Annotated in this window: 24 protein-coding genes; 12 read left to right on the top strand and 12 right to left on the bottom strand. The window is 57.9% G+C overall.

Annotation, left to right across the window (positions count from 1 at the left end; all coding sequences use genetic code 11):
* Positions 1-38 precede the first annotated feature (38 nt).
* From G518_RS0103070 to G518_RS0103050, 5 genes are all read left to right on the top strand, one after another.
* Positions 39-2429 (top strand): penicillin acylase family protein, encoded by a 2391-nt coding sequence (locus G518_RS0103070; RefSeq protein ID WP_028601267.1) that lies wholly within the window; start codon positions 39-41, stop codon positions 2427-2429.
* A 120-nt stretch (positions 2430-2549) separates the two neighbouring features.
* A complete protein-coding gene (locus G518_RS0103065) occupies positions 2550-3278 on the top strand; it encodes a GNAT family N-acetyltransferase (RefSeq protein WP_028601266.1) in 729 nt (242 codons plus the stop codon).
* 40 nt (positions 3279-3318) lie between these two features.
* Entirely contained in the window at positions 3319-3765 is a 447-nt protein-coding gene (locus G518_RS0103060; protein WP_028601265.1) for a GNAT family N-acetyltransferase, read from the top strand.
* Positions 3766-3793: 28 nt separating this feature from the next.
* Complete coding sequence (locus tag G518_RS0103055) at positions 3794-5080, top strand: MFS transporter (RefSeq protein WP_036593485.1); 1287 nt, start codon at positions 3794-3796, stop codon at positions 5078-5080.
* 33 nt (positions 5081-5113) lie between these two features.
* The gene (locus G518_RS0103050; protein WP_028601263.1) at positions 5114-5944 is read left to right on the top strand and encodes an isocitrate lyase/PEP mutase family protein; all 831 of its coding nucleotides are present in this window, start codon (positions 5114-5116) and stop codon (positions 5942-5944) included.
* Positions 5945-6012: 68 nt separating this feature from the next.
* Here the strand turns inward: G518_RS0103050 and G518_RS0103045 are convergent, their stop codons facing one another.
* Entirely contained in the window at positions 6013-6933 is a 921-nt protein-coding gene (locus G518_RS0103045; RefSeq protein WP_028601262.1) for a LysR family transcriptional regulator, read from the bottom strand.
* A gap of 140 nt (positions 6934-7073) precedes the next feature.
* Between G518_RS0103045 and G518_RS0103040 the strand changes: the two genes are divergently transcribed.
* Positions 7074-7823, top strand: coding sequence for an SDR family oxidoreductase (locus tag G518_RS0103040; protein ID WP_028601261.1), 750 nt, complete (start codon positions 7074-7076; stop codon positions 7821-7823).
* 88 nt (positions 7824-7911) lie between these two features.
* Here the strand turns inward: G518_RS0103040 and G518_RS0103035 are convergent, their stop codons facing one another.
* The 7 genes from G518_RS0103035 to G518_RS0103005 all read right to left on the bottom strand — a co-directional run bounded on the left by G518_RS0103035 (position 7912) and on the right by G518_RS0103005 (position 15110).
* Positions 7912-8382 carry an Lrp/AsnC family transcriptional regulator gene (locus tag G518_RS0103035; protein WP_036593214.1) on the bottom strand — a complete coding sequence of 157 codons (471 nt, stop codon included), beginning with the start codon at positions 8380-8382 and terminating at the stop codon, positions 7912-7914.
* A gap of 84 nt (positions 8383-8466) precedes the next feature.
* Positions 8467-9486 (bottom strand): uroporphyrinogen decarboxylase family protein, encoded by a 1020-nt coding sequence (locus tag G518_RS38240; RefSeq protein ID WP_051235909.1) that lies wholly within the window; start codon positions 9484-9486, stop codon positions 8467-8469.
* Entirely contained in the window at positions 9483-10457 is a 975-nt protein-coding gene (locus tag G518_RS0103025) for a Bug family tripartite tricarboxylate transporter substrate binding protein (protein WP_028601259.1), read from the bottom strand. The genes G518_RS38240 and G518_RS0103025 overlap by 4 nt, the downstream gene beginning before the upstream one ends.
* 248 nt (positions 10458-10705) lie before the next feature.
* Positions 10706-11668 carry a hypothetical protein gene (locus G518_RS0103020; RefSeq protein ID WP_028601258.1) on the bottom strand — a complete coding sequence of 321 codons (963 nt, stop codon included), beginning with the start codon at positions 11666-11668 and terminating at the stop codon, positions 10706-10708.
* Between the two features lie 7 nt (positions 11669-11675).
* Entirely contained in the window at positions 11676-12932 is a 1257-nt protein-coding gene (gene metC, locus G518_RS33680) for a cystathionine beta-lyase (RefSeq protein ID WP_156909251.1), read from the bottom strand.
* Positions 12933-13053: 121 nt separating this feature from the next.
* Positions 13054-14115 (bottom strand): NAD/NADP octopine/nopaline dehydrogenase family protein, encoded by a 1062-nt coding sequence (locus G518_RS0103010; RefSeq protein ID WP_028601257.1) that lies wholly within the window; start codon positions 14113-14115, stop codon positions 13054-13056.
* A gap of 11 nt (positions 14116-14126) precedes the next feature.
* Positions 14127-15110: a Bug family tripartite tricarboxylate transporter substrate binding protein gene (locus G518_RS0103005; RefSeq protein ID WP_028601256.1), complete on the bottom strand. Its 984-nt coding sequence runs from the start codon at positions 15108-15110 to the stop codon at positions 14127-14129.
* A 93-nt stretch (positions 15111-15203) separates the two neighbouring features.
* Between G518_RS0103005 and G518_RS39810 the strand changes: the two genes are divergently transcribed.
* Positions 15204-15395: a hypothetical protein gene (locus G518_RS39810; protein WP_156909250.1), complete on the top strand. Its 192-nt coding sequence runs from the start codon at positions 15204-15206 to the stop codon at positions 15393-15395.
* Positions 15396-15504: 109 nt separating this feature from the next.
* On the opposite strand, the gene G518_RS0103000 is transcribed toward G518_RS39810, so the two are convergent.
* The 4 genes from G518_RS0103000 to G518_RS0102980 all read right to left on the bottom strand — a co-directional run bounded on the left by G518_RS0103000 (position 15505) and on the right by G518_RS0102980 (position 19725).
* Positions 15505-15807, bottom strand: coding sequence for a DUF1330 domain-containing protein (locus G518_RS0103000; protein WP_028601255.1), 303 nt, complete (start codon positions 15805-15807; stop codon positions 15505-15507).
* Positions 15808-15817: 10 nt separating this feature from the next.
* Positions 15818-16798 (bottom strand): quinone oxidoreductase family protein, encoded by a 981-nt coding sequence (locus G518_RS0102995; protein ID WP_028601254.1) that lies wholly within the window; start codon positions 16796-16798, stop codon positions 15818-15820.
* Positions 16799-16913: 115 nt separating this feature from the next.
* Complete coding sequence (locus tag G518_RS0102990) at positions 16914-17951, bottom strand: Bug family tripartite tricarboxylate transporter substrate binding protein (RefSeq protein WP_156909249.1); 1038 nt, start codon at positions 17949-17951, stop codon at positions 16914-16916.
* An 832-nt stretch (positions 17952-18783) separates the two neighbouring features.
* Positions 18784-19725, bottom strand: a complete 942-nt coding sequence (locus G518_RS0102980; protein ID WP_028601251.1) for a LysR family transcriptional regulator — start codon at positions 19723-19725, stop codon at positions 18784-18786.
* A gap of 108 nt (positions 19726-19833) precedes the next feature.
* Here G518_RS0102980 and G518_RS0102975 point away from each other — a divergent pair, with 108 nt between their 5' ends.
* Genes G518_RS0102975 through G518_RS0102955 form a run of 5 tightly spaced genes read left to right on the top strand, consistent with a single transcriptional unit; the run spans position 19834 to position 25432 of the window.
* Positions 19834-20796 carry a Bug family tripartite tricarboxylate transporter substrate binding protein gene (locus tag G518_RS0102975; protein ID WP_028601250.1) on the top strand — a complete coding sequence of 321 codons (963 nt, stop codon included), beginning with the start codon at positions 19834-19836 and terminating at the stop codon, positions 20794-20796.
* A 3-nt stretch (positions 20797-20799) separates the two neighbouring features.
* Positions 20800-21843: a 4-hydroxythreonine-4-phosphate dehydrogenase PdxA gene (locus G518_RS0102970; protein ID WP_028601249.1), complete on the top strand. Its 1044-nt coding sequence runs from the start codon at positions 20800-20802 to the stop codon at positions 21841-21843.
* A 30-nt stretch (positions 21844-21873) separates the two neighbouring features.
* Positions 21874-23046 (top strand): L-rhamnonate dehydratase, encoded by a 1173-nt coding sequence (locus G518_RS0102965; protein WP_028601248.1) that lies wholly within the window; start codon positions 21874-21876, stop codon positions 23044-23046.
* A gap of 8 nt (positions 23047-23054) precedes the next feature.
* Complete coding sequence (locus G518_RS0102960; protein WP_028601247.1) at positions 23055-23984, top strand: dihydrodipicolinate synthase family protein; 930 nt, start codon at positions 23055-23057, stop codon at positions 23982-23984.
* Between the two features lie 11 nt (positions 23985-23995).
* Positions 23996-25432 carry an aldehyde dehydrogenase family protein gene (locus tag G518_RS0102955; protein WP_028601246.1) on the top strand — a complete coding sequence of 479 codons (1437 nt, stop codon included), beginning with the start codon at positions 23996-23998 and terminating at the stop codon, positions 25430-25432.
* Positions 25433-25475 lie beyond the last annotated feature (43 nt).

Here is a 25475-nt window from a genome sequence, read left to right as displayed (position 1 = left end):
CAGGAGACGAAGCTTTGAAAAATGCAATCAAACGGGCCATGCGCGTGACGGCCATGAAATTTGCGATGACGCTGTTGTGCGCCCAAACCGGTGCCGCCATCGCCAAGGAGCCGACCGCGTATCAACTGCCTGGTCTACGAGAACAAGCGGAGATCATTGTTGACAAGTGGGGCATTCCGCATATCTACGCGAAGAGCCAGGATGATGCGTTTTTTGTCCAGGGATTCAATGCCGCACGCGATAGGCTTTGGCAAATTGACTTCTGGCGAAAACGCGGTTTGGGCGAGCTGGCCAAGACCTTCGGTCCGTCATATACAGAGCATGACCGGGCCGCGCGATTGTTTCTCTACCGTGGCGACATGTACCGGGAATGGCTCGCTTACGGATCGGATGCCAAGAGAATTGCAGAAGCCTTCGCCAGCGGTGTGAACGCCTACATTCGCGAAACTCAGAAACACCCAGAGCTTTTGCCAGCGGAGTTCAAGCAATTGGGATACCAGCCCGCTCTGTGGACCGCCGAAGACATTGTGCGCATCCGCGCGCACGGATTGACGCGCAACGCCACGAGCGAGATTGCAAGGTCCCGGGTCGCTTGCAACGGCGACGTAGGCGTGGATGAGCTGCGAAGCGGCCTACAGCCGCCATGGCGCGCGGCCATCCCTGAAGGGCTTGACCCCTGCACCATCGACCCCAAAGTCATGGGCGCCTATGCGCTTGCGACGGCAGAAATCAAGTTCAGCAAAGAGTCCGTGGCCCAAGCGCAGTTGCCCGATATTGACGAGATGTTGGCAAGCACCGAGCGCATGGAGCAGGGTACGGGAAGCAATAACTGGGCGATTTCTGCCTCACGCACCAAGTCTGGCCGGCCAATTCTGGCCAATGATCCCCACCGTGCCTATTCCTCGCCTTCGCTTCGGTACATTGCCCACGTGTCCGCACCGGGCATGGATGTGATCGGTGCCGGCGAGCCATTTCTGCCGGGTGTCTCGATCGGACACAACGGGCGCATTGCATTCGGTTTGACCATATTCCGCGCAGATCAAGAGGATGTGTATTTTTACGAGACCAATCCGCAAAACAGAAACGAGTACCGCTACCGCGACCGATGGGAGCCAATGACGGTGGTCAAAGAGTCAGTCGCCGTCAAAGGCGCACCTGATCGGGTGGTTGAACTCAAATTCACGCGGCATGGCCCGGTTGTGCACGAAGACCCCGCTACCGGGCGTGCCTACGCATTGCGAGTGGCCTGGCTTGATCAAGGCATGGCGCCCTATTTCGGCAGTGTCGATTTCATGCGGGCACAAAACTGGGATCAGTTCACCGCAGCCATGAATCGCTGGGGGGCTCCTTCAGAAAATCAGGTCTATGCCGATACGGCTGGCAATGTGGGCTGGGTACCTGGGGGTTTGATTCCCATTCGTCCGAATTGGGATGGTCTTATGCCCGTACCAGGTGATGGCCGTTATGAATGGGCAGGTTATCGCCACAACGATGAACTTCCACGCGAATTCAATCCATCACGTGGCTGGGTTGCCACGGCGAACAACAACACCTTGCCGAAGGCCTACCCAGCAGACAAGAAGATTGGATTTGAATGGGCAGACCCAGCACGCATAACCCGCATCACGGAGGTTCTAAATCACCCTGGGAAGACTAGCGTGAGCGACTCCATGAAGTTGCAGACCGATGTGTACTCAGTACATGCGCGCCAGCTTACGGAGTTGCTGCGCCCACTCAAGAGCGATGACGGTGCCGTCGTCAATGCGTTGCGAATGCTGAACGGGTGGGATCTGAACGTGACTAAGGAGTCATCCGCCGCTGTTCTGTACGAAGTGTGGTTCTCTCGGCACCTCAAGACGGCCATCCTGGACCGCCTTGCGCCGCAGGACAAAAAAGCTTTGCTTGGAGAGGGTGACTCGCGGGTCATTCTAGGTTTACTGCTGCAGCCTGACGAACGATTGGGGGTTGACCCGAAATCTGAGCGCGACCGCATTCTCTTGGATAGCCTGAAGGCAGCGATGGCAGATAGCAGCAAATTGCTCGGCAGCAACCCAGATTCCTGGCAGTGGGGGAAGCTGCACCATGCGCTGTTCTCTCACCCGCTGGAAAATCTACTAGACAAGAACGTCCAGGCAAGCGTCGGGCCAGTACCTAAATCGGGAGACGAGTTCAGCGTCAATTCGTCTGTGTACCGCCGTAGCGACTTCAGGCTCATGACCGGGCCATCGTTCCGGATGGTGCTTGATGTTGGAGGCTGGGACAAATCACGCGTGATCAACACGCCCGGGCAATCAGGCGATCCGGCCAGTCCTCACTACCGGGACATGGTGTCTGATTGGGAGGCAGGACGTTATGTGCCGTTGCTGTACACGCGCAAGGCCGTTGAAAAGCAGGCCAGGGTGCGCATTCTTTTGCAACCGTCCCAGTAGCTAATAGTCAATACCCATAGCCACTAATAGAAAAGAGGAGAAAAACAGTCTGCACGTTAGCAGGCTGTTTAACGCCAGCGCTTCTATGCGGTGAGTCCATTGCCCTTTCCGAAAGCCCTCATGACACGCCTCAACGACTACGGCCAACCCATCGGCGATCCAGTCTCGGAATGGACACCCCGGCGATTGCCACCGCGCGCAACCATAGAAGGTCACTTCTGCCGTTTAGAACCTATCAATGCAAAGCGCCACGGTGCTGATTTGTTTGCTGCCAATACCACTGCGTTAGACGGGCGTGCTTGGACGTACCTGTTTGCAGAGCCTTTCACTCGTTGCGAAGAGTTCAATGTCTATCTGGAGAAGCTGGAAACCAGCGATGACCCCCTGTTTTTTGCCGTGGTGGACGGTAAAACTCAGCGCGCTGTTGGTTTTCTATCTCTGATGCGGATTGATCCCGCGCATGGTGTGATCGAAGTGGGGAACATCAACTATTCGCCTCTGGTGCAGCGCACGCCTGCGGCGACTGAAGCGCAATACCTGCTGATGAAGCTGGCGTTTACTACGCTCGGCTACCGCCGCTTTGAGTGGAAGTGCGATAGCTTGAACGCACCTTCGCGCAGCGCGGCGTTGCGTTACGGCTTCACTTTTGAAGGCATCTTCCGCCAGGCAGTGGTCTACAAGGGCCGTTCACGAGACACGGCGTGGTTCTCAATTGTCAACAGCGAGTGGCCGGGCATCAAAGCTGCGATGGAGTCCTGGCTCTCGCCTGGCAACTTTGAGCCTGATGGCAGTCAGCGCATGTCGCTGGTGGATATCCGGCAGCGTTTGGCGTCTAACCTGCTCGCATGAGCCCCACGGCACGGTAAAGAATCAACACATTGAGAGGAAGATGCCCATGAATATTCGATTGGCGCAAGCGCAAGACTACGCGCAGTGGCTACCGCTTTGGCAGGCCTACCAAGACTTCTATAAAACCATCATTGCCAAGCCGGTTACGCAAAAAACCTGGGCGCGATTTATGGACCCCGCGGAGCCAATGTACTGTGCAGTGGCCGAGCAGGATGGCGTGCTGGTGGGGCTGGTCCATTACATCTTTCACCGCAGTTGCTGGACCTCGGGCGACTACGTTTATTTGCAAGATCTGTTTGCCACGCCCGTACTGCGCGGCAAGGGCATAGGGCGAGCTCTGATCGAGCATGTCTACGCGGTTGCTCAAGTGCAGGGCGGTAGTCGCGTTTGGTGGCTCACGCACGAGAGCAATACCGACGCGATGAAGCTCTACGACAACATCGCCGACAAAAGCGGATTCATCCAATACCGAAAGTTAATGGCGTGAAGCATTCTTCGCTGCCCCCGGACTAATGATGCGTGTATTCGGGTCGACGGACTTCTTTGGTGTGTGGGTCGTGCGTGCTGCCTTCGTGCTGGCCGTCTTCGGATGGGGTGTCGGTTTCTATGGCCCTCCGATTTTTCTGCACGCGGTGGTGGAGCGCACAGGATGGCCTCTCGGCACCGTCTCTGCGGTTGTGACATTGCACTTCCTGAGCGGCGCGCTCGTGGTGGTTTACCTGCCCAAGCTCTATGCCCGATGGGGGTTGCCAACCGTCATCAGCGTTGGCGCGGTGGTCACCTCAGTCGGCGTATGGGGATGGGCTGTGGCGTCCGAACCCTGGCATCTGTTCGTTGCAGCATTGGGCAGTGGTATGGGTTGGGTGACGCTGGGCTCGGTTACCGTCAATGCCGTCATTTCGCCTTGGTACAGGCGCACCCGGCCCAGGGCATTGGCCATCGCCTATAACGGTGGCACTTTCGGGGGCGTGCTCTTCTCCCCGCTCTGGGTCACACTGATTGCCTTGCAAGGGTTTGCGGGGGCGGCCATGGTGGTTGGCGTCGTGATGGTGGTGGTGATCATTTCGCTTGGCGCCCTGGTGTTTATTCATACACCGCAGGATCTGGGCCAGCAATCCGACGGCCTCTCCAAATCCTGTGTGGGGGAGCACTTCGCCTCTTCATCGCGCCCGCCGTTGCCCGGTGGGCAGTTGTGGCGCGACCGTGCATTCCAGATGCTGGCTATTGGGATGGCTGTTGGGCTATTTGGTCATATGGGGCTGCTTGCGCACCTGTTTTCGCTGCTCGCAGTGACTTTGGGGTCCCAATATGCCGGTTTGGTCATGGGCGGGCTCACTGTGTGCGCATTGTTGGGGCGCACAGCGGCGGCCCATCTGCTAACCCTCGGGTGGGATCGACGAGCCATAGCTGGCGCGAGCTATACGATTCAAGCTTTTGGCGCGTTAACATTTCTGTTCGCAGATTCCGGACATGTGTTCCTGATTTTGTTGGCGGCAGCATTGATCGGCTCGGGTCTTGGAAATGGCTCGTATCTGCCGCCCTTGATCGCCCAGAGCGATTTCGCAGCAGAAGATGTTCCTCGGGTGGTAGCCACCACCGTAGCTATCTCGCAAGCCGTCTATTCGTTTGCGCCGCTGGTATTTGGTTTGCTACTGTCCGCATCGAGCGGAGATAGTCATACCGGAGTCGGGGCGCAATCAGTCGTATTCTTCGCTGTCGCAAACGGGGTATTGCTCTTGGCAGCGGTTTGCTTCTTCGCCTGTCGGTTGGGCCCCGGGCGCGCTGCTCGCCAGCGAGCTTAGGTCATCGGTGTTACGACATTTACTGGATAAGTCATGAAACAAACAGTTCAAGATAAGCGTGCCGCCTTTAGGGTGCTTCACGAAAGAGGCTGCTTCGTGTTGCCCAACCCCTGGGACACAGGCAGTGCGCTGTTGTTGCAAGGCATGGGCTTCAAGGCTCTGGCTACAACCAGTTCAGGTATGGCGTGGTCTCAGGGACAGGCCGATGGCGCGGTTTCCCGTGACCTTGTTCTTGAACATATGCGCATGATGGTTGCTGCCACAGACTTGCCAGTGAATGCCGATTTTGAGAGCGGCTTTGCGGCAACCCCGGAAGGTGTTGCAGAGAGCGTGCGTATGGCTATTGATACCGGTGTGGCAGGCCTCTCCATCGAGGACGCGACAGGAGATTCCCATAACCCGCTACGCGAGCTGGGCGACGCGGTTGCCCGCATCAAGGCGGCACGTTCGGCCATAGATGAGACGGGCGGAGACACCCTGCTGGTTGGGCGCGCCGAGAATTTCTTTGTGGGCCGCCCGGACATTGAAGACACCATCCAGCGCCTGCGAGCCTATGCGGAGGCTGGTGCTGATTGCCTGTATGCGCCCGGCATACGCAGCCGGGAACACATTGCTGCCGTGGTGGCCGCCGTGCATCCCAAACCAGTCAATCTGTTGATTGGTTCTGCCAGCGAATTCAAGCTACAGGACGTGGCAGCCATGGGCGTTAGGCGCGTGAGCGTAGGTGGTGCCTTGGCACGCGCCGCCTGGGGCGGGTTTCTTCGAGCAGCTCGCGCCATTGCAGACGAAGGCCGATTTGACGAATTCGCGCATGCGGCATCAGGCGCGGAACTTAACGCTCACTTTCGTCCATCTGCTGATTGAGTGAGGGGAGCGAGGGCTTACGCAACCCATGCATCAAGGTTTACCTCATCGGCGTAGGCCGGTGCACGTCATTTTGCGCCGGGCTTATCGACTCCAAATTTTTCACGGTACAACTCACTTGCCCAATCGATGAACACGCGTACCCTGGGGGAGAGTTGGCGGTGAAACGGATAGAGCGCGCAGACGGGCAGCTGGGGGCATGGCCATTCCGCCAGAACCTGAACCAGGCGCCCCGCCTGTAGATGCTCCTCCAGGCGAAAGCGTGGCAATTGAATCAATCCACATCCCGAGAGTGCTGCACTGAGGTAGCAGTCAGAGTCACTGACTGACATCCAGCCTGCCGCGTTGAACTCGGTCACTTGGCCGTTCAGGGTCACTGAGAAAGGGTACCGGCTGTCACTTCCCCTGGAGAAAAACCCGATGCCTTGGTGCGCTGCTAAATCTTGAGGATGCATTGGCGTGCCCGCTTGCGCCAGATATGCAGGGCTGGCACAAATGATCTGCGGCATATTGGCCAAGCTTCTCACCACAAGCGAAGAGTCGCGTGGCTCGCCGGCTCGAACCACGCAGTCAATACCCTCTTTCACCAGGTCAACCAGCCGATCACCGCTGCTGATGGCGATATCGATGTAAGGGTAGCGCTGCCGAAATTCGCCTATGCGCGGCAATATGATGGCCGTTGCATGAGCACCATGCAGATCCAAACGCAATATTCCGCGAGGATTGGCGACATGGGTGCTCAGAGATGCCTCCGCATCTTCCAGCTCAGCCAGAACACGCTTGCTGCGCTCATAGAAGGCTTGACCATCCAAGGTGGGTTTTACCTGGCGAGTTGTTCGATCCAGCAGCCGAGCTCCTAACCGGTTTTCTAGCGCCTTGATGGTGTGCGTGGCGGTTGCACGCGGCACATTGAGCACGCTTGCAGCTTCTGTGAAGCTGCCCAGCTCAACGATCTTGCTAAAGAGTTGCAGGGCATCGAAGCGGTCCATGATGATTAATTGTTGATGTATTTGGAAAAATAAAGACAATTTACATCTATTTATTCATTCTGAGTAAACCTTGATGATCGATCCCTCAGCTGTTCAGCCCAGCTTTTACTGGTGGAGCAGCAACTTACAAGGAAATCATCATGAGCCACAGCCCTACCTCTTTAATTCGGTCAGCCATCGTCACTGGAGCCTCGCGAGGCATTGGCCGTGCCATTGCCCTTCGGCTGGCCGCTGATGGTTTCAAGGTCGTCGTGAACTATTCAGGTAACGCTGCGAAGGCTGAAGAGGTCGTCTCGATCATTCGATCTGCGGGTGGTGAGGCAATTTCCTTGCAGGCGGATGTCGCCAAAGCCGAAGACGTGAAGCGGCTCTACGCTGGCACGCTGGAAGCATTTGGGAACATCAGCGCTGTCGTTCACAGTGCCGGCGTCATGCCTTTAGCCCCAATTGCTCCTGAAAGCATTGACGTCTTTGATCGCGTCATTCAGACAAACCTTCGCGGCGCTTTTTTGGTGTTGGGGCAAGCCGCACAACATTTGCAAGAGGGGGGCCGCATAGTGGCGCTTTCCACCAGCGTGATCGCCAAATCATTTCCGCAGTATGGCCCCTATATTGCAGCCAAGGCGGGTGTGGAAGGTTTGGTGCACGTGCTGGCGAACGAGCTGCGGGGCAGAAGCATCACGGTGAATGCGGTCGCGCCAGGGCCTGTGGCCACCGAGCTATTTCTTCAAGGCAAGTCAGACGAGCAGATTGTCCAACTCAGCAAGCTCCCGCCGCTGGAGCGCCTGGGGCAGCCTGAGGATATTGCTGGGGTGGTGTCGTTTCTGGTTGGAGCAGATGGGGGTTGGGTGAATGGGCAGGTCGTGCGAGCCAACGGCGGGTTTGCATGAATTGGCCGCAAGCTAGGACGCGAGTTCGGACGTCTGGACATCGAGCGACATGGTGTCCGCCTCATTTAGTCCAGCGCTTTTTACTCCATCAAGCGTAATCCAGTGGAAGCGCCGTCGTGTATTTGAGCTGCTCCATCGCAAAGCTCGAACTTACGTCAAACAGTTCAATATCCCGGATCAAGCGCCGGTACACGGCGTCGTAACCCTTGATGTCAGGTACAACCACGCGAAGCAGATAGTCATTCTCTCCGCTCATGCGATAGAACTCCACGATCTGGGGGATGGTGGAGACCACGTCCGCAAATTTCTTGAACCACTTGTCGTTGTGCTGGTTGGTCTTGATGGCCACGAACACGGTCACCCCAACGTTGAGCTTCTCCGGGTCCAGCAGCGCCACGCGGCGCTGGATGAAACCTTCTTGTTCCAGACGCTGTATGCGCCGCCAGCAGGGGGTGGAAGACAGGTTCACCCGCTCTCCGATCTCGCTGACCGAGAGCGTGGCGTCTTTCTGCAGCAGCTCCAGGATAGCTCGATCGGTATTGTCTAGCGTGTGCCCCATGTCTCTACCTGCCCTTTTTATTGGTTAGAGCTTGTTCAACGTCTCTGCGCGATGGAACTGCGAGGAGAGACTTTGAACAGGCTCTCAGATCTCCACTGCAGCGCGCAAGGCGTCAAGATTCGCAGAGGAGGTGCTGGCCACCTGGACCGAGCACCCTGGCCCGAGCAGCAAAGACTTGCCCCCCGTTTCAGCAATGGCAGAACGTGCCATCGTCGTGACCTCGTCTGGTGTGCCCACGCGCAGAGTTTTTGCATCTACGCCGCCGCCCACCGCTTTGCCTAACTCCGCATGGCCTGCAGCCAATGTGGGGTTATGCCCGGCGCTGCGGTCCCAGTGGAAGACTTCTACGGGGTAATCGGCCATCGCATCCAGACGGATAGAGTCTTCGCAAAGGTGGAGCATGTTGCACCACATTGGCTTCGCCGCTTCGAGCACCTGGAGGTCGAACGGCCGTACAAAACGCGCGTATTGCTCGGCCGTCAGGCGCCCGTCATTGGCCCATTTGGTGGAAAAATAGATGCCATCTACGCCTTCGCCCACCAACTGCTCGACAAAGCGGGTGAATGTGTCACCGATGGCGGCCATTGCGCTTTCCACCGCTTGTGGGTTCTCTTCGATGTGCGCACGCAGTAGCGCGCCATCACGGTCGACCAGCTTGTCTGCGACATCCAAAGGAGAAAACACCGTCATGATGAGCGGAACCGTGGTGCCCACGCGCTCGCGGATGTAGCGAATGGCTTCGATCTGCTCATGCAGCGCGGGCGTATCAAGCGTCAACGGTTTCAGCTTGCCCCAGTCGGCGCTGGATTTGATGGGCATCGTGGTGCATTTGTGCAGCAGCGCTGGGTCAGTTGAGGCTTCGTAATCAAAGCCCCAACCTTCCACGTGGTAGCTGGCACGCGCATGTACCTTGAGGTAATCCCAATCGTGGCGCTCGAAGAAATCGACCATGGTGTCGGCCAGCGAGCGCGCCGAAATTTCCTGTGGATAGAAATGGCCCCAGGCGCTAACCGGAACGCGGTCTGGCGTACCGCCTTGCACCGCAGCCTCCACACGGGTGCGCCGCGCGTCTTGCATGCGCACGGAATTGGCAGCGCGCGTCATTCGACTTTCATCCCGCTGTCTTTGACCACCTTGGACCAGCGCACCAGGTCCGCTTTGATCAGCTCGCCAAATTGTTGTGGCGTGTTGGTGGTAATGATGGCGCCTTCGGAAGCCAGCGCTTTGCGGCTCCGCTCAGTGCCCATCACTTTCACGATGTCGGCATTGATCTTGGTCACCAGCTCGGGCGGAGTGCCTGCGGGCGCGAGGATGCCAAACCAAGGGGAAGGGTCGAAGTTGCGCAAGCCGGATTCGGCCATGGTTGGTGTGTCAGGTAAAACTTCAAGGCGCTTAGGGCTGGCCACGGCCAATACTTTCAAGCGACCGGTCTGGATGTGCGGCAACACGGTGGCCGCACCCACCATCACCAGCGACACCTGGTTGCTCAACAAATCCGTCACCGCGGGACCCGTACCTTTGTAGGGCACGTGCACGATGTTGGTCTTCGTCAGCAGCTTGAAATATTCCATCGCGAGATGGTTGGCACTGCCGTTGCCGGCGGAGCCGTAGTTCAGCTTGCCCGGGTTGGCCTGCGTGTAGCTGATCAGTTCGCCCACATTCTTAGGCTCCAAAGAGGCATTGGCCACGAACAGCAGAGGCAAGAGCGTCACGAGCGAAATAGGCTCGAAGCTCTTCACCGGGTCGTAAGGAAGCTTGGGGTACAGCAGTGGATTGACCGACATCGTGCCGGTGTGGCCCAGTAGCAGGGTGTAGCCGTCCGCCGGTGATTTGGCGACGAAGTCGGCGCCGATGCTGCCGCCCGCGCCTGGGCGGTTGTCCACCACCACCTGCTTGCCCCAGAGGTCAGACAGCTGCTGGGCGAGCGCCCGGCCGATGATGTCCGTCGAACCACCAGGAGGGAAAGGAATCACCAGTTTGACAGGGCGGTTAGGAAAGGAGGACTGGGCCTGCGCAGGCAGACTGGAAAGTGCCGCCAAGGACAACAACGAGATCAGAAAGGCGCGCGACTTCATAAAAAGCTCCAATGAAATAGGGTGGTTGGAAAGACGTGTTGAAAATTCGAGGGGATCTGCAATCAAGTCTACCAACGGCATCCGAATAAATCTTTTCGATGATTGTCTGTTTTTCGAATAACGTAGAAAATTATTCTATTAATCTATAGGAAATTGTAATTTCCATCCAATGGCGCCTGCTTTTACTTAGAGGGATGCAGAGCGCTGGATACGGCTTGAAAGGAGTGCGCCACTAACCGTGCGTGCGGCTAACGCGCCAGGGTCGTCCCCAGGCCTAACTGCACAGCTCGTTGAAACACCAGCGCTGAAACCGCCGCGTCCGCCAGGCCCGAGCCTGCAAAGACGAGCGCACGCCGGGCGCTTGCGGAAGACGCACCAAACTCAGGCTGTGCAAGAACCTCTGCGAGCTCCCCAGCAAAGCTGCCTTTGTAGTGCAGGTCTTCCAGGGCCATCTGGGAGACAGGATCCAGATCGTCGGTTACGACCATGTCCAGTTGGTCGAAGCCGGCAGCATTCCATGCACGTCCGCCATCGACCATAGACACGAATGACCCTGGGGACAACCAGTCAATATCGAGGAACGAAGTGTGGGAGGAAAGTCTAGGCGTGCTGGTGATAACGATCTGATGGTCCGCCACAGCGTCTCGCGCTTGCTCAGCCACCCGAGCTTGCAGACCCAGAGACTGTGCATACTCTACAAAACTGGAAGCACCTTTTCCGTTCAGGCTGTAAGCGGTAACCCGCTTGAGTGGAAAGCGGGCCAGCAGGGCGTCCAGGTGGGAACGGGCTTGGAAACCTGCGGCAATGAAGCCTGCCGACGCCGACTCTGGGTCCGCCAGCACGGCAGCAGCAGCGGCAGAAAGCCCGGCCGTACGCACGCCCGATATCCAGTGCCCATCCATGATGGCCGCAGGCTCGCCGGTGGGCAGGCGGTTGACCAGAATCATCGGGATGAAGTTGGGAAGATTCAACGCTGCGTTGCCAGCTGCGAAGCCATACCATTTGACGGCCACGAATCCTTGCCTGGCGAGTACGCCTCCCTTGGCTTTGAAATCCAGCTCGGCGCTGGCCTTCATATACAGCGGTCGTTCGGTGATGGCTTGGTGCGTGTGCTTATCAACGAAGGCTTGCCGAATCGCTTCGGCCACTTCGTTGATAGAGATGCCGCATTGCCGGATCGCCGCGTCATTCAGGTAGAGCAAGTCTTGCATCGTCAGCTCAGAGCACGTTTTCCATCAGGTGCACAGCACTGTGCTGCGGGGGAACTGCTGACACATCGGAGCTCGTGCCGGGCTTTCGAGCCGCGGCTTTCGCTGCGGCCTCCAGCGCCTGGGCCATGTCGGCTTCGAGATCGATGTAGTCTTCCAGGCCCACATGTACCCGAACCAACTGACCCTGACTTGTCCAGGGCGCGACTGCGCGCTTTGGAGCGTCCATGGGTAAGGCCAGGCTCTCAAATCCGCCCCACGAAAGGCCAATTCCAAACAGCTTCAACGAGTTGAAGAAAGCGATGGTCTGCGCGCGGGTGAGAGGCAGCAAGACGAATGCGAACAGGCCGCTGGCCCCTTGGAAATCGCGCTTCCATAGCGCATGCCCGGGGTCTTCAGGCAAGGCGGGGTGAAGCACCCGCTCCACCATGGAATGCTGTTGAAGAAACTTCGCAAGGCGCACGCCACTCTCCCAATGCCGTTGCATGCGCAACGAAAGAGTTCGCAGGCCACGTAGCACCAGGAAGATGTCGTCGGGGCTGGTGGTTTGTCCGAAATCGTGTGCGCCGGCCTTGAGTAGTGGCCAAGCGCGCTCATTGGCGGTGGCCACCCCCATCAAGGCATCAGAGTGCCCGACGAGGTATTTCGTCGCAGCTTGAATGGACACATCCACTCCGTGCTCGAAGGCCTTGAAGAACAACGGACTGGCCCAGGTGTTGTCCATAACGACAAAGGCCCCATGTTCGTGGGCTTGGGCGGAGATGGCAGGAATATCCTGGATGTCAAAGGTCGCTGAACCTGGGGACTCTACGAAGACCAGTCTGGTATTTTTCCGCATCTGCTGGCGGATGCCGGCACCGATGGTGGGATCGTAGAACTCCACTTCCACACCCAGACGGGAAAGCACGTCTTCCGCAAATGAGCGTGTCGGGCCATAGACGCTGTCGGTCATCAGCACGTGGTCACCAGAACGCACGAACGCCAAGAGGGCATGGGTACACGCGGCCAGACCCGAGGGAAAGACCAAAGAGCGATGACCACCCTCCAGCTCGGCCATCATGTCCTGCAGCGCTAGCGTGGTGGCCGAACCAAAGCGGCCGTAAGAAGCGTAGGGATTGCCGGGTGTCTTGCGGGCTTCCCATTCCTGAAGTGTGGGTGCGACGATGGTCGATCCCCTGCAAACCGGCGTGTTGACCAGGCCACCGTGGCTGGCCGGGTTCCTGCCAGCGTGCAGCAGGCGCGTGTCGATGTTGAAATTGGATTCCACAGAGATACCTTTGGTGATTGCGGAAAACGTCTTTTCTAGCTCGTCTTCCAAAAAAAAGCGGGGATGAGTGCCCAACGGTTCGTGCGTTACAACCCGTTCCTTTTCTCGCGCGTCAGATTTCTTAGTGGTTCACCCGCGCCAGCAAGCCCGTCACGGTTTCTCCGGCCAGCATCAGTGGTTCGAGCAAGTCGTTCTCTGCCGTGAAGTCCCGGTCGGTGATCAAGGCAGCGTTGCCGATGACCGCCTGCGTGGCGGTCATATCCACGCCAGCGATGCGGCCCAGCGCCACGTTGAAGATCAGCCCGAACGGAACGTCCTCAGCAAGGAAGCGCGTCGCCACGTCGGTCGGTCCGGGCGGACCACCACGCGTGGCGTGGAGCTCGTCGGCAATTCCACTCAAGTTTTCAGCCGAAGTGGAGAACGATTGGGCGAAGTGCTGTTCGATCGTGCGTACCCGGGTGCCAAATGCGTCGGCCAGGGCTATCCGCTCGGCGTCCAGCTTTTTGATAGCGCCAGACACCATGGAGGTCATGTAGTGGTACTGCGGCCAGTGCTCGGCGCGTTCTATGCGCGTCCAGTTGTAGAGCGCCAACGGTCCGTGCGCCACAGGGTTGATGTTGGTCAATGCACTGGCCAGCGCATTGTCTTGTGCTGTGAACCTTTCGCCAAAGAGTGTGTTGCATAGGCTCACCACGGCTTCTGTGCGCCTGCATGGAATGGCGGAGACTCCCAGCGCAACCCTGCACGTCATGATCTTCACATGGGTGTCGCTCTGCCTGCGTGCCGTCAATACGGTGGTGCCCCAACTAGCCACAGTGATGTCGTGCCCAAGCTGACGTGCCTGCTCTGCCAAGTACAGCGCGGACAACGAACTCATGGAGCTGATGATGATGGTCTGGCCATCGCGCAGATGAGGAAGGAGTGCATCCATGACGCGCCGATGGGCGTTGACGATCACGGCGATCAACAGCACATCAGCGGCCTCAGTCAAAGCGGCGGCGTTGTCCACAACCCCCACCCGCACCTGGGTCGTCAGCACGCCGGAGGCGCTCAGAGGTTCGTCGCGCAATGCATCCGCATTGTGGCCCGTGGGCGACCACACGTTCACCTTGTGTCCGCCGTGAGCGAGCCAGGCGGCTGATGCCAACGCCACGGCGCCCGAGCCTACGATTCCAATATTCATGGCGTTCCCTTTCAGTTCACTTTGATGTTGCTTTGGCGAATCACGCGGCTCCATCGATCGAAGTCCTCCGCTACTACTTTCTCCAGATCCGCCGGCCCGCCGCAGGAGGGGAGGGCGCCCAGGCCGAGAAACATTTCCTGTGTCTCCGGCAACTTGCAGATGGCCTGGAGCTCTTGGGTCAAATGAGCGATACGGGCTGCGGGTGTCTTGGCCGGAGCCATCACGCCAACCCACACGGGCACCTCCAGCCCGCTCATACCGGCGCTTTCGTTCACCGTCGGCGCTCCACCCAGCGTGGGTAGGCGCTTGGCAGTGAAGCTCCCCAATACGCGCGCTGTGCCCATCTTCACGGCGGGATCAATGGATGCCGAACTCGCCACCATCACTTCGACTTGCCCGCCCATCAGATCGGTCATGGCCGGGCCGGCACCCCGGTACGGAACGGGCAGGATCGGAACGCCCACACGCTGGGCAAACAGCTCGCCGACCAAATGCGAAATCGTGCCTGTCCCGTTGGATGCGAAGCTCAGCGGCGCTGAGCGGGTCTTCGCGTCGCGGATCAGTTCAGCCATGGTGGTGTAGCGGCTCTGGCTGCGCACTGCCAACGTCATGGGCGTGTCGGCCAGGATCGCCAGGGGCACGAAGTCGCGTTTTGGGTCGTAGGGCAGTTTGGGTTGCAGGTGAGGCGCGATAGTGATGGGACTGCCCGTGGCAATCAGTAGAGTGGTGCCGTCCGGCGTGGATTTCGCCACTTGGTCTGCCGCAATCACGCCACCCGCTCCGCCTTTGTTCTCCACCACAACGGTCATTCCTGCACGGGTGGTCAGCTTGTGGGCAAAGTATCGACCTATGGCATCTTGCGCTCCGCCAGCCGCGAACGGCACGATGAAGCGTACCGGTTTGCTTGTGCTGACCACTTGTGCCCACGTGACCGAAGGCGTTGCGCACAACAACCCGGCGCTGCAAAGAATGACCGAAAAAACGTTTGACTTCACGCTATCTCCTTCAATAAATATGAGATCGTTGGGCGGCCTTTACGGAAAACGTGAAAGCCGCCGGATGCCCTGTGAATCAAGGAACAAGGCCCCGTGTTCGTTCAAAAATTGTCGGTTGATGCATGGAGTTTTTTGCTGCGCAATTTGGCGGATATCTCTTGTTTCTTAGAAGAGTTTTCTCCGCATTTGGGTGTATTTGGAATGGGGTTGCAGGCGTGTCTTTGCGCGGAGTTGAGTGCGGCGGAAGCGGTAGTTGGCGATCGGTTGATCTGGTTGTGCCCCTAACCAGAAAATGAAAAAGACCGCTGCAGCGTGAGCTGCAGCGGTCTTGGGAAGATCGGCGCTTGAGGTCGTTGATGCCTGGAGCGTGTTCGATCAGTTCAAAAGGTAAGGATCAAGTGGAGGGATCAACGCCCTCGACGATGACGTTCTCCACTATCCCCGCATCGCCCCGGCGAAACGAGGCAGCCTCGCGGTACTCGGCGGACTCAAAGCACCTGACGCCCGCTTCGAGACTAGGGAACTCGATGACGACGAAACGATGAAACGTTTCCGGGCCCTCCATGATCTGGTAGCGGCCGCCGCGCGCGAGCACTTTGCCCCCGTGTGCGGCAAGGATGCCCGGAACCAGATCGGTGTACCGCTTGTATTGAACAGGATCGCGGACGATGCAACGGGAGATCCAGTAGGCACTCATTTTGGATGGCTCAGGGCAGGAGAACGCTCGAACCCATGGTGCGCCCAGATTCCAGATCCGCGTGCGCCTGGGCAGCATCAGCAAGTGCATACCGCTGGTTAATAGAGACTTCGAGAAGTCCCTGCGAACGCAGCTCAAATACTGCCGCTGCAGATGTCCGTAGATCTTCTGTGGAAGCCGTATAGGTCACTAGTGTCGGACGGGTGAAGTACAAAGACCCCAGCTTTTGCAATGTGGCCGCTTCAATTGGAGGCGGCGCGCCCGTGGTCGTGCCAAAGGAAACAAAGTACCCGCGGGGCGCCAAGCTGGCGAGAGACTGCTCAAAGCTGCTCTTGCCCACCGAGTCGTACACGACTGGTACGCCCGCACCGCCTGTGATGGCCTTGACGCGCTCAGGCACGTTTTCGGTCAACCGGTCGATCACGTGTTCATAGCCATTGGCTTTCGCCAAGGCAGCTTTTTCTGAGCCTCGGACTACTCCGATCATGTGCGCACCCAAGTGTCGGCCCCACTGTCCCGCGAGCAGGCCCACGCCACCCGCGGCGGCATGCCATAACACGTGCTGACCGGCTTGCACGGCATAGCAGCGGCGCATCAGGTACTCGACCGTCATCGCTTTGAGCATCGAGCCGGCCAGTTGTTCGTCGCTGGTGTGATCGGGCGAATGCAGCAGTCGCTGAGCGGGGTAGTTGCGGTGCGTGGCATAGGCCCCCAGGTTCGGGCCGCTGATATAGAAAACGCGGTCGCCTGCCTTGAAGTCGGTCACATCAGGGGCCACAGCCTCCACGATACCTGCGGCCTCGGTCCCGAGTCCACTAGGTGTGGGTACAGGATACTGGCCCGAACGGGCATAGATATCCTGATAATTCAAACCTATAGCCGTGTGGCGGATGCGGACCTCTCCAACGCCAGGCTCTGGAAGGTCAATGTCGTCGAATTGGAGGACCTTGGCCTCGCCTGGGGCGTGAAATCTGATGGCTTTAATTTTCATGGTTTCTGCAATGGTCGATAAGCGGGGAAAAGAGAAGGCGATCCAGGCCTTCAATGCGAGGAAAACGCATTGGCATGGTCTGAGTCGCCATTAGAAATCAACGCGACCTTCGCTTTCAGTCCATTTTGATATCGCGATCGCGGATCACCTGGCCCCACTTTTTGTTGTCGCGCGCGATAATTTGCGCAAACTCCGCCGAAGTAGTGCCGGTAGGCGTAAACGCAAACTCCGCCATTTTTTTGTTAATTTCCGGCGTCTTCACGATGCGGACAAATTCGGTATTGAAGCGCTCAACGAGTTCTGGCGAGGCACCCTTTGGAAGCCAAACCCCATGCCATGAAATCAACTCGTACCCGGGTAAGGTTTCGGCGACAGTAGGCAGGTCAGGGAAGTCTGGGTGGCGGGTCGCACCCGTGTATGCCAAGGCTCGGACCTTGCCTTCTGAAATGAAGGAGCGAATGGAGGGTGGCACCTCCAATTGAATGTCGATGTTGCCACCTATCAGGTCGGTAACAGGCGCTTGCTTGTAAGGAACGTGAGTGATCTTGACGCCGCCCATACCGCAAAACAGCTCCATCCCAATGTGATGGGCGGACCCCGCGCCCCAGCTACCGTAGTTCAATTTGCCGGGGTTCTTCTTGGCGTGCTCCACCAAGTCCTTGACCGATTTGACTGGCAAATTATTGTTCACCACCAGAATGAAACCCACGGTGCTGGTTTGCGTTACCGGCACCAAATCAGTTAACGGGTTATAGGTCAACTTGGGGTAAATGTGGGGGTTGAAGGTAACGATCTGGTTAATGCCATACAGAATGCTGTACCCATCCGGCGCTGCCTTGGCGATGTCGGCGGCCCCTATGTTCGCGGAAGCACCGGGTTTGTTCTCCACGACGACGGGTTGATTGAACACGTCGGTAAGGCGTGGCGCAACCAATCTGCCCAGGATATCGATGCCGCCGCCGGGCGCCTGTGGGATCACCATGCGGATGGAGCGGGAAGGCCAGTTGGCCGGCTGAGCATGTGCCATGCTCATTCCCATTCCCTGCAGGGCAAAAAGTCCACCGACGGTTTTGGTCAGGGCCGCGCGGCGGTCGAGCATGGCCGCTTTCTCCATGTACGAATGAGCTTCTTGAGTTTTGCGTTCTTGTTTCATGATTTGTCTCCGTTGCTTAGGTTAAAAATGGAACGCCTTCTAAGTGCGTTCTCTGATCCACTGAAATTTGCAAGGGTCAGAATGTCCAACCCTTGCTCGGTACTTCTCTTTTTTAGTGGCACTGGCTGCTGGCTTCTAGTGCTCGCAGGCGTCTGTTTAGGCGCACATGCGTCCGATACACGAAGCTTCATGCATTCCTGACGGAGAGCGATGCCTTGAAAGGCTGAATAAGCTCAGCGCAGATGGCCCAGAAGGGGCGAATGCTGTGAATAGAGAGAAATTCAAGAACCCTCCGATTTGCGTGGTTCGCCGACTGAGTCAGTTCATCAAGCGCCCATTTACTGCGCCGTCTTCTTGGTTGTCTTGGCGGCGCCTGGGATTTGAGTTGCCGCGAACGCAACAAGATGCGTGGAGATTAGGCAGCGTGATCCCATCTGTCCAATACCTAATTCACTGCCTGCCATATCATCTTGAGATGGATGCGAGCTTGGTCCTCATCGGCAGCTGAGACGCCGCGCCTCTCAATTTCATGGGAAGCTCAGGGGGCAACGGCTACCCCAGTGCCATCAGCCGAAGGCAGTTCGAGGCCATCAAGCCCGTGTTGAAGGGCCAGTGCACAACGGCACGCCCGTGGCGGGCTGCCGAGCCAAAGAATCGCGAAGACCGCTGCAGCGGTTCTGAGGAGATTGGCGCTTGAGGTGGTTGATCGCTATCCTCCGCACCATCCGAAAAGAAGGGCGGCGCGATGGCCAACATGCCTAGACTGGGCTGATACTTACCGGCGATGTTTTACGGCGTCCCCTCTAGCTTTGATTCCAAAATCTAACCAGAGTCAAAGCTTCCTTGGCGCGTGCAGCAACGTGAGAAACTCCTGTGCCGGTTTGCTTAGAGGACGATCCGATCGGACCACGCTGCCGTAAGCTTCGAGCTTCTGTCTAAAGCGATAGGGCAGGATGTGCAGCAGATTGTTTCCTGAATACTGCTGGGCCACGGCTTCCGGAATCACGCCGATCAGTTGTGAGCGCCGGATCAGGTTGATGGTGGTGAGGATGGAGCCCGTCTCGATCAAACCCTTGGGGATCAGTGCATGGTGGTGGCGAAACTCATGCTCTATCAGGTCGCGCATTGGACTTCCGTTGGATTGCAGTACCCAGGAGAATTCGAGCAGAGATGTGAATTCGATGCGCCGCTTGCCAACCAGAGGGTGATCGCTGGCTACCACCACGGCCAGCGCTTCGTCGTCAATGGCGCGAAAGGCGCACTCCATACCGGGGTCGTCCACCAGGCGCCCAACCATCACCTCAAGCACGCCTTCCCTCAATTGAGCGAGCAGGCGGTCGCTGGTGTCGACGGCGATCTCCATGGCAAGCAGTGGAAACTGGGCCTTTAGCCCTAGCAAAGCGTCAGTCAGTCGCCCGGGCGACGCCGCCATGATGCTGCCTAGCGAGAATTTGCCGGCGCTGCCCAGGCGCATCTCACTGAGTTCACGGTTCAAAGCTTCCATACAACCGCGGATGCTGCGGAAATAGCCCGTGGCGCGCTCGCCGGCCGCATTGAGCTGCAGGCCCCGGCCTACCCGGTCAAAAAGCGTCTGACCCAAGGCGTCTTCCAATTCGTGAAGCATCTTGGTTGCGGCTGGCTGGGTCAGGCCCAGCTGATTCGCTGCGCCACTCAGCGTATGCCGATCCTCGATAGCGAGCAACAAGGCTACTTGCCGCATGCGTAGCCGATTAAGCAGTTGTGGAGTGCTGTCCTGCCGGTCGATAGAGCCCATTTTCTATTACCTGAGGTTATTGATCGATCAAGAGCTTTCAGTTTACGGCAATCAATTGCATGCCTACCATCGGTTCACTTCTTATAAAACGTATTCGGAGACAGCTAGATGAAATTCATGATGGCCTTAACGGCTGCCACTGTGCTTGTGTTGGGCCCTGGTGGTGCTCAGGCGCAGGAGTGGCCCACTCATCCGGTGCGCATCCTGGTGGGGTCCGCGCCGGGCGGGGGCACTGATGCTATGGCGCGTGCAGTGGCAGACAGGTTGGGGCCGCTACTTAAACAGCCCGTCGTGGTGGAAAACCGCCCCGGTGCGTCAAACACCCTGGCAGCTGGCGTCACCGCCAAGTCTACCGACGGGAACACCATGCTGATGGGTGTGGTGACAGCGCACGCCATTGCGCCGCACCTGCTAAAGCTAACCTACGATAGCAACCGCGACCTGGTTCCGGTGGCGTTCGTGGGCTCTGTTCCCAATGTACTCGTCGTGGGCAATGGTGTACCTGCGAAAACCGTGAAAGAGCTCATCCAGATTGCGAAGGCTTCACCCGGAAAGCTCAACTATGCGAGTAGTGGCTCCGGTAGCACACAGCACATCGCAGCAGAGATGTTCAAGGATGCCGCTGAAGTTGATATAGCTCAGGTGCCTTACAAGGGAAGTAGCCCGGCCCTGATCGATCTGGTGGGCGGGCAAGTCCAGATGAGCTTCGACACCTTGCCTTCCATCCTGGGCCACATCAAGAGCGGGAAGATCCGGGCGCTTGCGGTCACCACACCAAAGCGCAATCCGCAACTTCCTGATGTACCAACGATGGCCGAAGCCGGTGTGCAGGGCGTTGAGATGAGTGCCTGGTACGGCATCTACATGCCTGCTTCAACGCCAAAGGCTGTGCAGACCAAGGTGCATGACGCTGTCAATCTCGTGCTCGCCATGCCGGAAACCAAGACCCGCCTGGACGGCATTGGCGCAGAGATCACGCCAACGACGCAAGCTCAGTTCGCTGACTTCCATGCAGCCGAAAACAAGCGTTTCGGCGAACTCATCAAGAAGCGCAACATCCGCCTGGAGTAATCAATGAGTCACCCCGTACTGCCTGTAGTCTCCGTCATGCTCGGCGATCCCGCCGGGATAGGGTCCGAGCTGATCGCCCGGCTGCTTGCCAAACCTGAAGCTACTGCATTGGCCAACATCGTGCTGGTGGGCGACCCCTGGCTTTGGAATGAAGGGCAGCGCATCGCAGGCCTGACGGTTCCGTGTGATGAAGTGGCGTCGTTCGCCGAAGTCCGTCAACGTCCAGACCGCTCGCGCCCCGCGTTCATTGCAGTTGACAGCATTGATCGTGCCTTGGTGAATCGCGGTCAGGCAGAAGCGCCTGGTGGCCGCTCGGTCTTGAAGGTGCTTGATCTTTGCATGGACGCCGCACTTGCCGGCGAAGTCGATGCCATCTGTTTTGCGCCACTTAACAAGCAGGCCATGAAGATCGGTGGAATGCAGCATGAAGATGAGTTGCATCACTTTGCCGAGTATCTAGGGGTGAAGGGGTATTTCTGCGAATTCAACACGCTTGGCGACCTTTGGACATCACGCATCTCTTCGCACGTACCGCTCAAGACGGTTGCCAGTTTCCTGAGCGTTGAGCGCATCGAGCAGGCCTCGGAGCTGATATATCGGTCACTCTTGGCCAGTGGCATCGCAGCGCCCAAGGTGGCGATTGCTGCGTTCAATCCGCACGGCGGAGACGGCGGCGTTTGCGGACGTGAAGAGCTTGACATCATTGCTCCGGCTGTGCGTGCCCTTCAGGCGCGTGAGTGGCCAACCGACACGCCATTCCATGGCCCTTTCCCGGCTGACACCATCTTCCTGAAGGCGGTGGCGGGCGAGTACCAGGCCATTGTCACCATGTACCACGACCAAGGCCAGATCGCAATCAAGCTTCTGGGCTTCTCGCGCGGCGTCACGGTGCAGGGAGGTTTGCCGATTCCCATCACCACGCCGGCCCACGGTACCGCCTACGACATTGCCGGCATGGGCAAAGCCAACGTCGAAGCTACCTGGCAGGCTTTTCAGATTGCCAGTCGCATGGGCGCCGCGCGCCTGCGCGATGTCCAACCCGCTTGAGTCCATCAATTCATTCACAACGAGACAGCCATGAAAATCAAATCCGTTCGCGCTCGCGTTTTTCAATGGAAGGGTAAGACCGTCCCACCACAAGGAAATTTCTGCTCTAACGCGATGGACCTGGTCTACTCAAATACTGAGTCCATGAGTACGTTCCGCTTTCACTCCTGGACCGTGGTGGAGATCGAAACTGACGACGGTATCGTCGGGCTAGGCAACGTGGCCTTGGCTCCTGCTGTCGCCAAAGCCATCATTGACCAGTATCTGGCTCCGTTGGTGATTGGCCAGGACCCCTGGGACTATGAGTACCTCTGGCAACGCATGTACCGCAGCACGCACGCCTGGGGGCGCAAGGGCGTCACCATGGCCGCCATCTCAGCGGTTGATCTGGCCATCTGGGACATTCTGGGCAAATCGGTCAATAAGCCGGTCTTCAAGTTGTTGGGCGGGCGCACCAAGGAAAAAATTCCTGTCTATTACTCCAAGCTTTACCGCACCGACCTGGATGAAATGCAGGCTGAAGCGCAGAAGTTCCTTGACCAGGGCTTCACCATGTTCAAGTCTCGCTTCGGCTACGGCCCAGCGCACGGCACTCGTGGTGTGGCTGAGAACCTGAAGGCCGTTGAGGCACTCCGTGAAGTAATTGGCTACGAAAGCGATCTGATGCTCGAGTGCTACATGGGCTGGAACCTGGAGTACGCCAAGCGCATCTTGCCCAAGCTGGAGAAGTTCGAGCCGCGTTGGGTGGAGGAACCAGTGATTGCCGACGATATCGATGGCTACGCCGAACTCAATCAACTGACGAGCATTCCCATCTCTGGGGGCGAACATGAGTTCTCGCTCTATGGATTCAAGCAACTGCTAGACAAGAAAGCGGTGAGCGTCGTTCAATATGACACCAACCGTGTGGGCGGCATCACTGCTGCGCACAAGATCAATGCTCTGTGTGAAGCCTACTCGGTGCCAGTCATCCCGCACGCAGGTCAGATGCACAACTACCACCTGACAATGAGCACCATTGCGTCGCCCATCAGCGAATACTTCCCCATGTTTGATGTCGAGGTGGGCAACGAGCTGTTCTATTACATCTTTGACGGCGAGCCGATCGCGGAGAACGGGTTTGTGCAATTGCGCGATGACGTCCCCGGCCTCGGTCTTAGCTTGAAGACCGAGTTTCTTGATCAGTTCGACATCATCGAGTGAGCCATCCCATGCCTGGACTTTCCAACCCTCGCTATCGGGGCATCTTTCCCGTAGCACCCACCACCTTCGACGAATTCGGTGCGCTTGATCTCGAAAGCCAGAAGCGCTGTCTCGACTTCATGATCGACTCGGGCGTAGACGGAATCTGCATTCTTGCCAACTTTTCGGAGCAATTTTTGCTTTCAGACGAAGAGCGCGAGATCTTGACCCGGACTGCACTCGAACATGTTGCCGGGCGAGTGCCGGTCATTGTGACGACCACTCACTTCAGTACAGCGGTTTGCGCTGCACGCAGCAGGCGAGCGCAAGACATGGGTGCGGCCATGCTGATGGTCATGCCGCCCTACCACGGCGCTACCTTCCGTGTGCCTGAGACTCAGATCTTCGAGTTCTATGCCGGGCTATCGGACTCGGTCTCCATTCCCATCATGGTGCAGGATGCACCGGCCAGTGGAACGGCGCTTTCCGCTGCTTTCCTTGCGAAGATGGCAAAGGAAATTGAACAGGTCAGCTATTTCAAGATCGAAACCGCTGGCGCAGCAAGCAAACTGCGCGAGCTCATTCGTCTGGGCGGTGAGGTCATAGAAGGGCCATGGGATGGCGAGGAAGCCATTACATTGCTGCCCGATCTGGACGCCGGGGCGACCGGCGCGATGACCGGTGGTGCCTTTGCGGATGGCATACGCCCAATCATCGAAGCGCACCGCCTGGGCAATATGGATTTGGCTTTTACGCTGTACCAGCGCTGGTTGCCACTGATCAATGTCGAGAATCGGCAGGCAGGAATTCTTGCGGCGAAGGCGCTCATGAAGGAAGGCGGGGTAATTGCTTGCGAAGCACCGCGTCATCCGTGGCCGCCTATGCACCCGGCCGTGCGTGAAGGGTTAATCGCAACGGCTAAACGGCTCGATCCCCTTGTGCTACGCTGGGGAAAATGAACGGATCACGAATGAAAAAGAACGACAACTTCATTGGCGGTCAGTGGGTTAGTGGAAACAGCTACAGCCCCAACCTGAATCCCTCCAACCTTGCCGACACCATCGCTGAATACACGCAGGGCGATGCCGCGAGCGTGGATGCCGCAGTAGCTGCTGCCACCGCCGCATTCCCGGCCTGGGCCACGGGCGGGGTTCAGGCACGCTCGGATGCGCTCGACAAGATCGGTACCGAAATCCTGGCACGTCGTGAAGAACTCGGTACGCTGCTGTCGCGAGAAGAGGGGAAAACCAAGGCTGAAGGCATTGGAGAAGCCACGCGCGCCGGACAGATCTTCAAGTTCTTTGCCGGTGAATGTCTGCGCCTGTCGGGCGAACTCTTGCCGTCGGTACGCCCGAACATCGGCGTGGAGATCACTCGCGAGCCCATCGGTGTGGTGGGTTTGATCACTCCTTGGAACTTTCCCATCGCCATTCCGGCCTGGAAGATCGCGCCTGCCTTGGCCTTTGGCAATTGCGTTGTCCTCAAACCCGCAGATCTGGTGCCAGGCTCCGCTTGGGCTTTGGCTGAGATCATCAGCCGTTCGGGCATTCCGGCGGGCGTCTTCAACTTGGTCATGGGGCGCGGTAGCGTCATTGGTAGCGCGCTGGTAAGCCATCCCGGCATACATGCCATCAGCTTCACCGGGTCAGTCGGTGTGGGCCGAGCCATTGCTGTGGAATGCGTGACCCGTCAGAAGAAAGTCCAACTGGAGATGGGCGGCAAGAACCCGCAGATCGTGCTGGATGATGCCGATCTGGCTCAAGCGGTAGAGTTGAGCGTGCAGAGCGCTTTCTATTCCACTGGCCAACGCTGCACAGCTTCAAGCCGTCTGATCGTCACTGAGGGCATTTACCCTAAGTTCATCGATGCCATGAAGGCTCGCATGTCCAAGATCAAAGTAGGCGATGCCTTGGCGGAGGGAACGGATATTGGCCCCGTTTCCAGTCAGAGCCAGCTTGAGCAGGACCTGAGCTATGTGCGGATTGGCCAGGACGAAGGCGCTACGCTGCTCACCGGGGGCGAACGACTGAAACTGGCTACCGAAGGTTTCTACATGTCTCCGGCTCTGTTGGTGGATACGGATAAGGACATGCGTATCAACAGGGAAGAGATCTTTGGCCCGGTCGCAAGCGTGATCCGGGTGAAGAACTACGATGAAGCGCTGGCTACTGCTAACGACACAGAGTTTGGTCTGTCCGCAGGAATTGCGACCACCAGCTTGAAGTACGCGACGCACTTCAAGCGCCATAGTCAGGCAGGCATGGTGATGGTGAATCTGCCAACAGCCGGTGTTGACTACCACGTGCCGTTCGGCGGCCGCAAAGGATCAAGCTACGGCTCGCGAGAGCAGGGCAAGTATGCGCAGGAGTTTTTCACCACAGTGAAGACGTCCTACACGCTGGCCTGATTCGTCCTCCGAAAAAAAAGCCCGTGGATTCGCTCCACGGGCT

Origin of the sequence: Ottowia thiooxydans DSM 14619 (assembly GCF_000422885.1) — a bacterium.
Taxonomy (GTDB): domain Bacteria; phylum Pseudomonadota; class Gammaproteobacteria; order Burkholderiales; family Burkholderiaceae_C; genus Ottowia; species Ottowia thiooxydans.
Note: the sequence above shows the minus strand (reverse complement) of the source record. Positions and strands in the feature narration are given on the sequence as shown.